Source organism: Shewanella sp. W3-18-1 (assembly GCF_000015185.1).
GTDB classification, from domain to species: domain Bacteria; phylum Pseudomonadota; class Gammaproteobacteria; order Enterobacterales; family Shewanellaceae; genus Shewanella; species Shewanella putrefaciens.
The window spans coordinates 1685439-1699339 of the sequence record NC_008750.1; the positions used below are offsets into that span (position 1 = coordinate 1685439).

General features: G+C 44.4%; 8 protein-coding genes and 1 riboswitch. Of the genes, 3 read left to right on the top strand and 5 right to left on the bottom strand.

The window, feature by feature from the left end; translation table 11 throughout:
- Positions 1–17: 17 nt before the first annotated feature.
- From SPUTW3181_RS07740 to SPUTW3181_RS07750, 3 genes are all read right to left on the bottom strand, one after another.
- Positions 18–1334, bottom strand: coding sequence for an amidohydrolase family protein (locus SPUTW3181_RS07740; RefSeq protein ID WP_011788833.1), 1317 nt, complete (start codon positions 1332–1334; stop codon positions 18–20).
- Positions 1334–4423 carry an amidohydrolase family protein gene (locus SPUTW3181_RS07745; RefSeq protein ID WP_011788834.1) on the bottom strand — a complete coding sequence of 1030 codons (3090 nt, stop codon included), beginning with the start codon at positions 4421–4423 and terminating at the stop codon, positions 1334–1336. The genes SPUTW3181_RS07740 and SPUTW3181_RS07745 overlap by 1 nt, the downstream gene beginning before the upstream one ends.
- A gap of 216 nt (positions 4424–4639) precedes the next feature.
- Positions 4640–5032 carry an H-NS family nucleoid-associated regulatory protein gene (locus SPUTW3181_RS07750; protein WP_011788835.1) on the bottom strand — a complete coding sequence of 131 codons (393 nt, stop codon included), beginning with the start codon at positions 5030–5032 and terminating at the stop codon, positions 4640–4642.
- Positions 5033–5344: 312 nt separating this feature from the next.
- Here SPUTW3181_RS07750 and SPUTW3181_RS07755 point away from each other — a divergent pair, with 312 nt between their 5' ends.
- The 3 genes from SPUTW3181_RS07755 to SPUTW3181_RS07765 all read left to right on the top strand — a co-directional run bounded on the left by SPUTW3181_RS07755 (position 5345) and on the right by SPUTW3181_RS07765 (position 8962).
- Positions 5345–6094: an electron transfer flavoprotein subunit beta/FixA family protein gene (locus SPUTW3181_RS07755; protein WP_011788836.1), complete on the top strand. Its 750-nt coding sequence runs from the start codon at positions 5345–5347 to the stop codon at positions 6092–6094.
- The gene (locus tag SPUTW3181_RS07760) at positions 6095–7021 is read left to right on the top strand and encodes an electron transfer flavoprotein subunit alpha/FixB family protein (RefSeq protein WP_011788837.1); all 927 of its coding nucleotides are present in this window, start codon (positions 6095–6097) and stop codon (positions 7019–7021) included.
- A gap of 95 nt (positions 7022–7116) precedes the next feature.
- A riboswitch (Lysine riboswitch) is annotated at positions 7117–7313 on the top strand.
- An 80-nt stretch (positions 7314–7393) separates the two neighbouring features.
- A complete protein-coding gene (locus SPUTW3181_RS07765; RefSeq protein ID WP_011788838.1) occupies positions 7394–8962 on the top strand; it encodes a Na+/H+ antiporter NhaC family protein in 1569 nt (522 codons plus the stop codon).
- Positions 8963–9033: 71 nt separating this feature from the next.
- Here the strand turns inward: SPUTW3181_RS07765 and SPUTW3181_RS07770 are convergent, their stop codons facing one another.
- Positions 9034–11187 (bottom strand): M3 family metallopeptidase, encoded by a 2154-nt coding sequence (locus tag SPUTW3181_RS07770; protein ID WP_011788839.1) that lies wholly within the window; start codon positions 11185–11187, stop codon positions 9034–9036.
- A gap of 200 nt (positions 11188–11387) precedes the next feature.
- The gene (locus tag SPUTW3181_RS07775) at positions 11388–13490 is read right to left on the bottom strand and encodes a multiheme c-type cytochrome (protein ID WP_011788840.1); all 2103 of its coding nucleotides are present in this window, start codon (positions 13488–13490) and stop codon (positions 11388–11390) included.
- Positions 13491–13901: the final 411 nt, after the last annotated feature.

The window sequence follows — 13901 nt, forward strand, 5'->3', positions numbered from 1 at the left end:
ATTTATCTGAGCAAATTCTACCGCTTAAGGTACTTTTGATAAAGCTGCTGATGACGATTATTCAAATCTATCTGCCGACCGTCAATCCACATTGCCTCGATCTTGTTGGTCATAGGGTCGAGAATATCTCCCGCTGAAAGTACCACACTGCCTCGGTATCCCACAGCGATAGCCCCTAAATCCGCTATACCTAATAGCTTTGCGGCATCTAAGGTGATGGATTTAAGCGCTTGATCAGGTGTTAAACCATAGGCCGCACTGTAACCTGCTGCATAGGGGAGATTTCGGCTATTCCAATCCGATGAGAACCCGAGAGCGAAGGGGATATCCGCATCAGTGAGCAAAGATGGAATGCTAAAGGGTAAATCGACGGGTTCATCTTTACGTTTAGGCAAGCTGAAGGTGTGTGGGTAAATCACTCCTGCTTTAATTTCCTTCAGGCTTGAGGCTAAACGCCATGCATCATATCCACCGACAATCACCAGCTTGAATTGGTATTTTTTAGTCAGGGCAATGATTTGTTCAATTTGTTCTGCGCTATCAGCATGGGCAAAGAGTGTGGCTTTGCCTTGATATAGCGGCAACATCGCCTGCCAGCGTAGGTTATAAGTTGTAGCAGTCTTATCTTTCTTATCTTTACTTATAGCTTGCTCACTTAAGAAGTAACGGTAGCCATCTTCAAAGGCGATATTGAGTTGAGCAATCGCCTGTTGATTTTTCTCTATGGCCTTAATTTTTTCCTTATCATCTTCTGGCATACGTTTAATTTGCGGCCAATAGACATGGAATTGTGCTGTACTGGGGATGAGCGCATCTTCAATCGTCCAAGCGTCGAGGTTGACAACGACTGATTGCCCCGCTAAACCCTCACCACTCGGGACGATTTGGGCATGTGTAATGCCGTTGTAGCGAATTGTTGGGAGCAGTTCTGAGTCTGGATTATAAGCGCTGGCGGCACTGATATGTGGATTGATATTTCCCACTTCAGCTTTATCTACCGTTGGGCGACTCATATCTATTTCTACTAAACCCAGGCTTGTATCGAGGGCAATCAGGCCGGGATATAAGTGTTTTCCGCTAGCATCGATAATATGAGTGTCGTTAATTTCTGCTGTTGTAGGCGTTGAGTTTAACTGTGTTCCTACGGCGGTAATTTTGCCGTTTTCAATTAAAACGTCAGTATTACTCAGTACACCTTGGCTAACTGTGTGCACAGTGGCATTTTTTATCAGCACGTTACGCACTTGCTTAGGAGCGGGGACTATATCGTTAGCAATGATTGGCATTGCCACCATTAAGCTTGCAAGCAGGAGTGTCGTTGGTAAATATTGCATTAGTGTGCTCCCTGATGATTGTGGCCCCATGCCTGATAGTGGGTATCGCAGTGCCATTGTGGCTCGTTTAACGGTGTGATTTTTTCACCTGCTTTCGCTGTATCATCACTGTTGAGAATTTTTTGGATAAGTGCGGCGCGCTCTTTCACCACAGTTTGCTGGGCAAGTTGATCTTGGTCGCGGTCAAAATAGCGCTTACCCTCCACCCATGCATGGGTTACTTTCGCGTAAATGGATAGAGGTTCAGCGTTCCACAGGACGACATCAGCCATTTTCCCAGGGGTAAGCGAGCCTACAAATTCATCGACTCTCAATTGCTTAGCCGGATTGATGGTGACCATGTTCCAAGCATCCTCTTTTGACATATCACAATACATCATTGATTTGGCGGCTTCTTGGTTAAGCCTGCGCTGCATTTCATAATCATCGGAGTTAATGCTGGTGGTCACGCCCTTGTTTAACATCAGACAAGCATTTTGGGGAATGGCATCATACACTTCGAATTTATACGCCCACCAATCGGCAAAGGTGGATGCGCCAGCACCGTGAGCCGCTAGCTCACTCGCTACTTTGTAACCTTCGAGCACATGGGTAAAGGTTTGTACCTTAAAGCGATAAGCCTCGGCTAAACGTAGAAACATCAGAATTTCAGATTGTACATAGGAGTGAATATGCACATCGCGTTGCTGTTTTAATACCTCGGCTACCGCTTGAAGACGGTAACTTGGACGTGGGGCAATGGTGTTTTTCTTATCGCTTGAACGCAGCTCGTTATAGGCTTTTAAGGCTTTCTCATAGGTAAGGGCGGCATCGAAAGTTTCTTCGAATAATGCTTTAACGCCCATACGCGTTTGCGGAAAACGCTGCACAAACTTTTCTCCCCAGTTGCTTTGTTTAACATTTTCACCTAAAGCAAACTTGATACTGGCTGGCGCATTAGCGAACTTAAGTTGTTCGGCTGGCTCGCCCCATTTCATTTTGATCAGTTGCGATTGGCCGCCAATAGGGTTAGCACTGCCATGGAGGAGTTGTGCGCTGGTGACGCCGCCCGCTAAAGCGCGGTAGATTGAGATATCTTCGGGATTAATGATATCGCCAATGCGCACTTCTGAAGTCACGGCATCGGTGCCTTCGTTAGTGCCGCCATTAATAGCGATATGGGAATGCTCATCGATAATACCTGCCGTAAGGTGTTTACCCGTAGCATCGAGCACTTGATAGCCTGAAGGTGTGCTTAGCTGTTGGCCCACTTTTTCGATACGACCATTGGCCATCAAGAGATCAGCATGTTCGAGAATGCCTTGCTTATCCGATGTCCACAGGGTGGCATTCTTGATATGTAGTTTCTCCACCTTAGGTGCTTCACTCAGTCCGTAAGCGACGTTAGGGAAGGTGAGGTGACTCACTAGGCTCGTGCTGGCTTCATTCTTGGGAGCTCGATTGCTTGCTTGGTCTGTACTTTTGAGCTTTGCAGTTTGAGTCATAGCGATACCGGTAACATTTGTAGTGCGACTTTTTGCATCGACCATACGACCTTGAATGCCGTCATCGGCCATCCACAGCGTAAAGCGGCTAAGGCCGTTAATGCCTGCGGCGCTCAAATCGGCAGTAAAGCTCAATCTCCCGTTATCATCTAACTTAAGTTGAGTGAGTGAGATACTTTGTTCGCCACTGCTTAAGCTGCCTTGGATGTTGGGTTTATCACTTTTACTTTCATCATGTAGCGATAAATCTAGCGTGAGGTTATTGAGGCTTAATTGGTAATCCCCCAGTAATCGTGCTTGGGGAAGTGAGCGCAGACTTTGCTCCTGACCTTGCAACCAAACACTGTAGATCTGGCCATCCTTAAAAATATTACCTTTTGTCACAACAAAGTCAGCCATATAACCGGGAGCGAGTTTACCCGTTAACTCGGCAGTGCCTATCATTTCGGCAGCTTGAGTTGTAAGTGCTGCGAGGGCTTTTTCTTCGGTTAATCCTTGGGCGATGGCTTGACGTAGGCGAGGCCAGAATGCATCGCTTTTAATCCCATATTGGGTGAATGCGAAGGGCAATTCAGCTTTAGCAACAACATTGGGGTTTGTTGATGCCCGTTCCCAGTGCCTTAATTCTGCAAGGGATACTTCGCGTTCTGCATCATCTGTTGTCACTTCTGGGGCTTGAGGATAGTTTAAGGGGAGAATTAGAGGATAATTTAACGCCTTCAATTCATTGATCCGCGCATATTCCTGGCCATTTCCCAGTAAGTAACCAGAGAGGTTATGCTCTTTAAGTAAATTAGCGGCACGTAATAAATCATTAAGATTTTTGGTTTCAAAGACGATGGGTTTCTCAGCTAACTTATCGAGCCGTTCAAAGGCAATATTAAATTCGATTTGACTATTTGTTGTGCCATTTGCTGATTTGTTTTTATTTTGGTTATACCAGTTGGCATCGGCAAACGTTTGCCTAATGAGCGCAATACTGCCCATTAATGAACTGGGATAATCTTGTTCTGAACTGCCTTTATCAAATGCCATAAAAGGTTGGCTGCGGGCGCGGTAAATGACTTCGTTAGCCGTTTTGTCCGCTAAAGAAAGACTGACACCTGTACCGCGAAAAATACCATCGAGTTTGCTTGTTTGTACGCTAGTAAAACCATTATTAATCCAGTCTTTAGCGCGTTCTTTATTTGGATAAACATAATTAACCCATTCTTTTTCAGAATGAATGGCGCCATTTTCGGCATTACCACCGATACGTTTAATATCATAAACAGGGCGTGTCAGTCCCAGTTTTGGATATTCAAATTCAATACCATAGTCGGTAAAGGGATCGATAAATCCGGGATAAATGGTGTAACCCGTTAGATCAATTTGTAAAGCTGCTGCGGGGATCTCTCCCTGCTCAATTACCGCTTTAATTCTATTGTTTTCAATTAATAGCGTTGCATTGCTGAGTCGTTTATCTGGGGAAATAATTAATTCTGCGTGGGTCAATGCTGTTAACTTATTTACAGGCGTTACAGGGTTGGGCGCAGCGAATATTGTTTGGGATACTAAGCTGCTTATCATGCAGGAGCTTAGTATTAACTTATTGTTTATCTGCATTTTTATTAATTTTTTAGAGGGTGGTGATAAAGAGTAACTTAAAGCGATTGTAAATACTAAGGTTGAATTGTAACGTAATTTTAGTGATTACTTAGATAAGGTAGAACGTGTTTCTTACCACATTCGAGATATAAAAAAGCTCGCTAAACAGCGAGCTTTTTATGTTACTCAGCAGTACTAACGAGGATAGTCCTTTTTACTGCGAGTTTGTATGGATTAGATTAAGAAATCATCCATAGAACGGCCTTTGTTGACTTCGTTCTTAAATACGGTTGGCATGCGGCCTTGGCCTGTCCACTGGATCATTTCACCGTCAACTTCAATTTGATATTTCGCTGGGCGAGGTGGACGCTTTTTGCTTGGAGCTTTAACTGCTACACCGCCGAGATCATCAATGGATAAGCCTACCGCTTCCATTTGTTGACGGATTTCTTCAATCTTAGCATTACGAGCAGCAATCATTTGCTGTTCTTCTTCAGCCATTGATTCACGCTCAGATAAAATTTTATCTAGCTTTGAGGCTAAATCTCGTAGTTCTTCAATGCTGAGATCTTTTACTGCAGCTTTAAAACGACGTCCGTGAGTTAATATTTCTAAAAAATCGCTCATATCTATTTTCGTCCCACTTTAATTTTTAATACAGGATAATGGTGAACAACCTCTAAATGATAGAAACTAATATAGCTCGAATCAAATAAAATTATGCAATAAATCGAAATTAAATATTATTTAAATTTTGAACTTTTCGATATATCGCTAATAGCTGTTCAAAAAAGTGGCCAGTAACACAGCATCAAAAAATGCAAACAGTCGTTTGAGTTAGATTGACGTTAACGTTAACAGCACGTAAAGTTGCTCTATCCTGCATTGGTTATTGCCAATGTTTTGTCCATGTACATGAAAGTGTAGGAAGGAAACCCTATGAAAGTATTGGTGCCTGTTAAGCGTGTAGTTGATGCCAATGTGAAGGTCAGGGTAAAAGCTGACAACACAAGCGTTGATACCGCAAACCTAAAAATGGCGTTGAACCCTTTTTGTGAGATCGCAGTCGAAGAAGCGGTTCGGTTAAAAGAATCGGGTAGTGCTACCGAAGTGGTTGTTGTCAGTATTGGTAATAAAGCCGTACAAGAACAGCTACGTACTGCATTAGCACTCGGTGCAGACAGAGCCATTCATATCGATACTGAAGATGATTTAGTGCCCCTTTCAATTGCTAAGCTACTTAAAGCTGTACAGGAAAGAGAGCAAGCGGAATTAGTGATTTTTGGCAAACAGTCCATTGATGGTGATAATAATCAAACTGGCCAAATGTTTGCCGCGTTAATGGATATGCCACAGGCGACCTTTGCTTCAGAAATCAAATTAGAAGCGAATACAGTACAAGTCACCCGCGAGATTGATGGTGGTATGCAGACGCTGAATTTACCCTTACCCGCAGTGGTTACCGCCGATTTAAGATTGAATGAACCTCGTTATGCTTCTTTACCCAATATCATGAAGGCTAAACGTAAGCCATTGGATGTGATGACGGTCGCAGATTTAGGCGTGACGTTAAAAAATCACCAAACCGTAGTAAAGGTCACGCCTCCTGCAGAACGCAAAGCGGGCATTATGGTAGCGTCGGTAGCTGAGCTAGTTGAAAAGTTAAAAAATGAAGCGAAGGTGATCTAAATGGCCATTTTAGTATTAGCTGAACATGATAATGCGGCGTTGAAACTCGATACGGCTAAGGTTGTTAACGCGGCACGGGCAATAGGTGATGAAGTCCATGTACTTGTCGTGGGCCATCAATGTGGTGCGGTAGTGCAAGCTGCACAGGCGCTACAAGGTGTAAGCCAAGTGTTAGTGGCCGATGCCAGCGCCTATGAAGCGCATTTAGCGGAAAATGTAGCCAAGCTGCTAGTGGATTTATCCCCTCAATATGGTCATATTCTGTCTGCCGCATCGAGTATGGGCAAAGACACTCTGCCACGAGTTGCAGCGCTTTTAGATGTTGCACAAATTTCTGAAGTGATTGCTGTGGTGAGTGCTGATACGTTTGTGCGCCCTGTTTATGCAGGTAGTGCTTTAGCTACAGTACAGAGCCATGATGCGATTAAAGTCATGACAGTCCGCGCTAGTGCATTTGATGCTGTGCCAGAAGGGAATAGCGCTGTTGTGACTCCGCTCGATAAAGTATTTGAAGCAAAGACGCAATTTGTTTCTCAATCACTTACGGTGTCAGCGCGTCCCGAACTAGGTAATGCTGGCATTATTGTGTCAGGTGGTCGTGGCATGGGCAGTGGTGAAAACTTCGGCATGCTAGAGCAATTAGCGGACAAACTGGGCGCCGCAGTGGGAGCCTCGCGAGCAGCGGTTGATGCGGGTTTTGTGCCTAATGATTTGCAAGTGGGTCAGACGGGTAAAATTGTCGCTCCCAATCTCTATATTGCTGTCGGTATTTCGGGGGCAATCCAGCATTTAGCGGGGATGAAAGACGCTAAAGTCATCGTTGCTATCAATAAAGATCCTGAAGCACCGATATTCCAAGTCGCCGATTATGGCCTCGAAGCGGATTTGTTTGAGGCTGTTCCGGAGTTGATTGCAAGTCTAAGTTGATTTTATCTGTGACATCGGTCACAGTAAGCGGCTTTGCGGTAGCATCTGCTTAGCCGCTTATGTTTTTATGTGCCTCACGCCCGTGAATGGGCGTTCTTAGAAGTAGAGGCGCGCCAAATATCAGTAGTGATCAGTAGGGTGATTCCGATGATCGATTACGAAAGGATTTGGTGCCGAAGTGGTTTGATTTATCACAATCAACTGCTGGGGTTGTACCGAATAGGTGCAGCACTGCCATAGTATTTTCTAATACGGATATTGGAAATAGTTACTATGGAGCGCTACTGATAGGACAGGTGATCTTGGGTATCTATTGCCTTTTCCCACCAGTTCAGTCGCCCTCCATTCGTATTTTTGACGAAGAAATAATCAATGACTGTTATGAGTTATGCCGATTCGGCACTTTCTTTGCTGCCGCCTGCGGTAGCGATTGTATTGGCGATTTTTACTCGCCGAGTTCTACTTTCCCTTGGATTAGGAATTGTCATTGGAGCGTTATTGCTTAACCAATACTCGCCTGTTGCCAGTGGAGCCTTTTTGTTCAGTAGTGTAAAAGGTCTTTTTTGGGCTGATGACGCTGCTAATACGTGGAATTTATATATTCTTGGTTTTTTAATCGTTTTAGGAATGATCACCGCATTAATTACTGTTAGTGGTAGTGCCCGCGCATTCGCCGATTGGGCTCGTTTGCATATTCGTAATAAGCGTGATGCAAAACTACTCACCATGTTTTTAGGTTGTGTTGTTTTTATTGACGATTATTTCAATAGCTTAGTTGTGGGTTCTGTCGCAAAACCCGTCACAGATCGCTATTATATTTCTCGCGCTAAGTTAGCGTATTTATTGGATTCAACGGCGGCGCCCGTTTGTGTTATTTCACCAGTATCTAGCTGGGGAGCTTATATTATTGCCTTAATTGGCGGTATTTTAACGGCTCATGGTTTTGCAGACTCTGGACATTTGAGCGTATTTGTCCAAATGATACCAATGAACTTCTACGCTATCTTCTCTTTGTTATTATTACTTTGTGTTGCGTTTATGGGGCTCGATATTGGGCCAATGCGTGAACATGAGTTAAATGCCCAACGGGGGAATTTATACGATGAAACAAAAGGATTACCCCCCGGAGCGAACGCGGATTTACCCGAGGCTGAAACGGGTAAAATTTTAGGCTTATTCCTGCCGATCACTGTGCTGGTAATTGCAACCTTATATTTTATGATTAGCAGCGGTGCTCAAGTGCTCGCCGCTGAAGGCATTGAGTTTAGTCTTATTTCAGCTTTTGAAAAAACCGATGTGAGCTCATCATTATTTTTGGGTTCCCTGTTCGGGTTAGCCGTGGCTTTAGTGGTTAACGTGGTACAAGGAGTCGAAAAGTCGATGATTGTAAAAGGTGTAGTGCAGGGCGCACGTTCTATGCTACCCGCGATTTATATTTTGTTATTTGCATGGACAATTGCAGGGATTATTGGCCAACTCGAAACCGGTAAGTTTATGGCGAGTTTAGCGACGGGTAATATTCCTTTTGCTTTCTTACCTGCGCTTATGTTTATTCTGGCGGGATTAACTGCGTTTTCTACGGGCACGAGTTGGGGAACTTTTGGTATTATGTTGCCGATTGCAGCCGATATGGCGATGGGCAGCCATACTGGGATGATGTTACCTATGTTGGCCTCTGTTTTAGCGGGTGCGGTATTTGGCGATCATTGTTCACCTATCTCAGATACCACAATTTTGTCGTCAACTGGCGCGAGTTGTCACCATATAGACCATGTAGTCACTCAGTTACCCTATGCCTTGATAGTAGCGTTTATCAGCTTGGTGGGTTATTTGGTACTCGGGTTTACAGAGTCGGTCAGTGCAGGTTTAGTGACCTGTAGTGTGTTGTTGGTGATGAGTGTTATTTGGCTGAGAATAAAGTCAACAGGTGCAGTGAAATAGGACTAAGTGTGTTTGGATATAAAAATCAGCCAGCAATTGCTGGCTGATTTTTTATGGATCTGACGTTCGTTTTATTTATTGGCGCTATTTAAACCACGCCGGTTAAGTAAACCCTCAGTAGTGGGCTCTTGACCTCGGAAGTTTTTATAGGCCTCCATTGGTGGCACACTGTTACCCACTTCACGGATCGTTTTACGATACTTCATGCCAATCTCTCGATTGAGTCCGCCTTGAGTTTGTACATAGGCGAAGGCATCTGCTGCTAAAATTTCACTCCACATATAAGCATAATAACTTGCCGAGTAACCGCCGGGGAAAGCGTGGGCAAAATAGGTTGACTTATAGCGTGGTGGCACGGCGCTAATGTTTAAGCCGTGTTTTTTAAGCGCATTAGCTTCAAAGGTGGCGACATCTTGCAGCGGCGTGTCAGGGCTTAATGAATGCCACTCCATATCCACTAATGCGGCAGCCATATATTCTAAGGTATCAAAACCTTGGTTAAAGCTGCCTGATTTCAGTAACTTTTGCAGTAGTTCATCAGGGATGGGCTTACCGGTTTCATAGTGTTTAGCATAGTTAGCTAACACTTTAGGATGGGCTGCCCAATCTTCTTCAAATGTGGATGGGAATTCCACAAAATCACGGGAAACTGAGGTGCCAGCGAGGCTTGGATAAGTTACCTTTGAGAACATGCCATGGGTACCGTGACCCATTTCATGGAACATGGTTGTGACTTCGTTATAGCTAACGAAGGTTGGCTCGCCCTCCGGTGCCTTTTTAATGTTCATCACATTGACGACAACAGGTTTCGTGCCTTCTAAGAAAGATTGACCCACAAATGAACTCATCCATGCGCCACCACGTTTACCTTCGCGGGCAAAATAGTCAGCATAGAAAATCGCCATGCTTGAGCCATCGGCATCAAACATTTCATAGGCTTTCACATCGGGATGGTACACAGGTAAATCTGGGCGAGGTTTTAGAGTGACGCCGTAAAGTTCTTTAAGTGTATAGAACACCCCGTCTTCTAGTACACGGTTAAACTCAAAGTAAGGACGAACACTGTTGGCATCAAGCGCGTATTTTTCTTGGCGCACTTTTTCAGCGTAAAATTCCCAATCCCAAGGAGCAAGTTCAAACTTACCACCGGTTTTAGTGATCATCGCTTGAATATCAGCCGCTTCTTTTTGAGTGTTGGCAACTACCGCGGGCACCATAGAGCCAAACATGCTGTAAACCGCTTCAGGCGTTTTAGCCATTTGTGGTGCTAAGCGATAGGTTGCCCAGTTTTCATATCCTAAAAGAGCCGCTCGTTCGGCGCGAAGCTGCGCTAAACGCGAGACTAATGATGCTGTTTCATTTTCCCCCGTTAAACCGCGGTTAGCGGAGGCTTTCCAAATACGTTGGCGTAGCTCACGATTTTCCAATGAGGCGAGTATCGGCTGGCGTGTTGTGTTGGTGATATTGATAAGGTACTTGCCATCGTGTCCTGCGGCTTTGGCATCGTTGGCGGCTGAAGTAATTTCACTGTCGGTTAAACCTACCAGTTCATCTTTTGAATCAACAACGATAGCGATTTCTTTCGTTAAGCGCAGTAAACGCTGAGAGAATTCGTTTGTTAAGGTTGATTGCTCTTCATTTAATGCACGGATTTTGACTTTTTGTTCGTCAGTGAGTTTTGCACCCGCCATGATAAAGCGTTGGTGGTAAACCTCAACTAAGCGTTGAGCCTCAGGTGTTAAACCTAGGTTGGTGCGGTCATTATAAATGGCTTCGATACGGGCAAATAAGGCGGGATTTAAATTGATATTATCCGAGTGGGCAGCCATCTTAGGGGCCATTTCCCCTTGGATTTTACGTAGCTCAGGATTGCTGTTTGAGCCAGCTAAGTTATAAAACACGCTTGAGGCACGATTCAGTAGCGCGCCGCTTTTTTCCATCGCAACAATGGTGTTCTCAAAGGTGGGGGCCGCAGGATTATTGGCGATAGCCAGAATTTCTTGATATTGCTCGGCAATACCTTGCTCGAGTGCGGGTTTAAAATGTTCATCTTTGATGAGGTTAAAGTCGGGAGCTTGATATTGCAGTGTACTGGCTTGTAGCAATGGATTTTGGACCGGTATTGAAACAGCATTAGGTGCAGTGTTCTCTGTGTTGCTGCAACCTGCCATCAATCCGGCTGTGAGCGTGGCGCCGATGGCTATGGCAATAAAACTTTTACGCATTTAAATGACTTCCTTAGAATTTGTTGTTTTTTTAGGACTCTAACCTTAATAACTTAAATAGGTCTGAAAATGTTTGTGCCCGGCTATCTTGCCATAAAAAAGGAGCCTCGCGCTAGCGAGACTCCTTGAGCTATTTCCTTGCAGGGAAAATAGGTACCGCTTTTTACTTACTGCTTAATCACGCGATGATGGATGATTAATTAGCGAGTAAACTTGTGGTATTTATCTATACCATAACTTCTACCTGTGTCATGACATACTGCACAAGATTCAGAGGTCGGTTGTTTAAACCAGTCTTCAACGCTTGGTTTGCTGATTTCACCACCGTTAGTTGCCATATGCGCCTTAGCAGAATCGCTAGTGTGGCAGGCATAACAGTTCGCGGTGACTGGGCTGGTCATTTTGTTACCTGGTTCAAGGATGTATTGATTTGGCACTTTGCTTAAATCAATAGCCGTTTCGTGACAGGCAACACAACTAGTAGAGGCTTCAATCGCACCTGCACCGTTAGCGGTTTTTGCTTGAGTTCCGTCGGCTGCAACTTCACCCACTTTAGCACCTTCACCCCAGTGCCAGCTGTGGACCATAGGACCAAAACCTGCACCTATCGCTGCTGAAGTACGAGACATACCGTTGTCATGACAAGCGATACAGCTATCGCCACCCTCATCGAAGGCACCATTTTTGTGGAAGGCTGTTGCATCGTTGTGGCAAGTGGTACAACTGTTATCGCTAACCACTGAGCGGCGGCCAAAGGCTGAGACTTTTTCGCCAGTCGTTTGGTTAACTACATCAGAGTAAGCGGTAAACGATATACCCATAGAGCCATCATATCCGTTAGCTCTTAGGTTGCCATTGCTTTGATAACGCGCTTTACCATCATATTCCATCCAACCAGCGGTACTGAATGTGACGCGAGCTGAGTAGACATAGTTAGCATTCACTGCGGTGATATCAGTCAGTAAGTGACAGATATTTTTAGTACCATCAGTGTTGTAACCATAGTAGTAGTTAGTACGGTTACCTGGGCGTCCCACTAAGCTGTCATTTTCATAAGAATGTAAATAGGCACCTGCATAGACGATTGGTTTCGCGGCATTAAATACTGTTGTGTAGTTGAAGTTATCTTTAATGTTGAAAATGTTACCATCAACATCTTTAACCGTTAATGTAGTACAGAAGCCTGGTGCGGCTACTGCGGCCGCATCACCTGTTGGTGCATAGTGGTCAGTTTTAGTCGAAATATCATCTACTTTAACAGGAGTTGATAATTCCAATTTGTACTTAGCACGAATGGCTTGACGTTCTGTTATACCCGCTTTGCTTTCGTGCATAATGCGTAAATCCGCACCATTGCTTGGGATTACAGCGCCTGGAACACCACCACTGTTGTGGCAGTCAATACAACCTGGGCCAGACACGTTGATATTGTTAGGCGCTTCAACGTGGCAAGAAGTACAGTTCATCACGCTGAAATCTTTAGTAAATTTCTGGTGATTGATATGACCAATTTTGGATAGTGTGTTAGTCGCGTAGCTACCGGTAGAGAAACCTTCAGCATTGACAACTGCGCGGCTGACAGAACCGTGACAGACTAAACAGCCTTCTACGAAGGTGACTTCGCTGTCCATTCCGCTTGCAACATAGCTTGCATGACGACGTGGGCTAGTGGAGTAGTCGATATGACAAGAGTAGCAGCTATCGGTTGTGGTTGAATGTGTGCCTTCAGGTTTGTTAACGACTAAAGGTTTAGACGTTGCAATGCCATCGTTTCCACCGACACGTAACCAAACGATACCTTCAGTGGCTGGGTTTACCCCTTTCATTGGTACTTTAAACTGGTAGTGACCATCAGCTAAAGCGGTTAATTCAGCACCTGCAGTTGCTTGAGTGACTGCACCACCCACATGAACATTGTCAGCAACACCGTTTTTATCGGTTTCATCGCGGTTAGTGATAAAACCTTTGTCGGTTAATGCCGCCACTTTGGCTTGAACATTTAACAGTCCATTGATTGGGCTATTGTTTTCATCTGTAATTTCGAACTCGTAACTAATACTGCCTTCAGCAAAGCTGTAGCCAATTACTTTGACATTGGTTTCGGTCGATTTGGTTACTGGCGCTGGTGTCCATGGTTTACCAGGTTCACCAGGGGTTCCTGGAGTGCCGGGTGTTCCTGGGATCCCTGGTGTGCCTGGCGTGCCAGGGGCACCGTCCTTACCATCATCCCCACAGCCAACAAGGGCGCCGGTTAAGGCTAAGGCAACAACATATGCCAGTTTTTTAGAGGTGAAAATTCTCATCATAATCTCCAATTGATCCAATATGCGAATAAAGGACGGATTGCAGCACTAAGTTTGCAGGGGAGATTAGTGCTTTTAACCGCTGATTTTAATTTGCAAGCTATCGAATACTTTTATTTTTTTAAAATTGAGCACTTATTGTCTCAAAGGGAATATTACTGTTAATTGTTTGTTGTTTTTTTGAGCCGTACCGCATTTATGACTATTACTTTAGAGATAGATCTCAATTTTGGTATTTAGCGTCCATCACTTTTTCCTGATAAAACGGTATTTAATCTTGGGTTAAGGTTATTTTAACAATTTGCTGGCTATTTACATTTGCATTACATCTTGTTTAGTGAGACTTAAATTAGCGTAAGTAGAAATGATGATGCTGGGGAGCGAAATTTAAGATTTGGATGTAATTTAGTG